Raw genomic sequence first — 1,053 nt, forward strand, 5'->3', positions numbered from 1 at the left:
GCACCATCGGGATCGCCGCAGCCCACGCCGCCGGTCTCAGCATCATCGGCATCGGCAAGGCCGCGAACTCACCCCACCCCCACACCCGCCATCACCGCCTCGACGACCCCGTACTCCTCGAGTGGATCGCCGGGATAGGCCCGAATCCGAAATCTTGGAGCTAGCGGGTGACGGGGCCGGTGAAGGGCGGGAGGGCGGCGAAGCGGGGGTCGATGTGGGCGGAGGCGGAGATCGAGGCGTACCAGCGGCGGGCGCGGCTCAGCGGGTGGTCAGGGAATTGGGGGTCCCATTGAGGGTCGTCGGCTGCGCTGTAGGGCAGGGCGCCACGGATATTCGGGGCGTAGGGGTGGGGCGGGTACATGCGGTCCATGCCCAGTTTGATGCCGACCAGGGCGTCACGTTCACCGGTGAGGCCGTTCTCGGCGCACAGAACGAGCAGTGCCGCGCTGCCTGTTGCCCGGGGGACGATGAACGACGCGGTGTAGATCAGACCGTCGGAGCGATTCCAATGCCGGATCTTCTCGAACCGCAACAGGGTGGGCAGTCCCCCGAACGTGATGACATGCGCCTCGACCAAGCACCCGTTCTCCGCACTGGCCTCGGTCAGTTCACGCCGCAGCGTCGGCAGGTCCTCCAAGGGCGCGGGAATGATCGGCGGCCCCGGCGTGTACTGCCGGATCACCCGATCACCGGTGAGCGGATGATCCCATACATCCTCACCGTTCTGCTGGAAGCCTGTGGTGTCGAACGCGATTGGCACGTCCGAACCCTACCGGCAGGCGCTGCGGCGCGCGGTTCGACATACCACCGATCACCCGGTTCCGTGACCGAATCCCGCTACTGCCGACGGCGTTGCACGCCCCGAAAACCAGGGTCCCGCGCAGCTCTTGTGAAAGATTGGTGATTCACAAAGACTTCTGCGCCATGGACATCAAGAGAACCGGTCGCTATGCGGCGATCGGCGAAATCCTCCGTCGGCTACAGAACATGTGAGATGAGATGCGAGACATGCGATGACATCACCGATGGACGTGACCATCAAGCGCACCGACG

Annotated in this window: 1 protein-coding gene; it reads right to left on the minus strand. The window is 65.2% G+C overall.

The features are described from left to right. Window positions 1–160: 160 nt before the first annotated feature. Complete coding sequence (locus ACWELQ_RS46205) at window positions 161–760, minus strand: hypothetical protein (protein ID WP_452403275.1); 600 nt, start codon at window positions 758–760, stop codon at window positions 161–163. Window positions 761–1,053: the final 293 nt, after the last annotated feature.

This window comes from Nocardia sp. NPDC004722 (genome assembly GCF_053601505.1).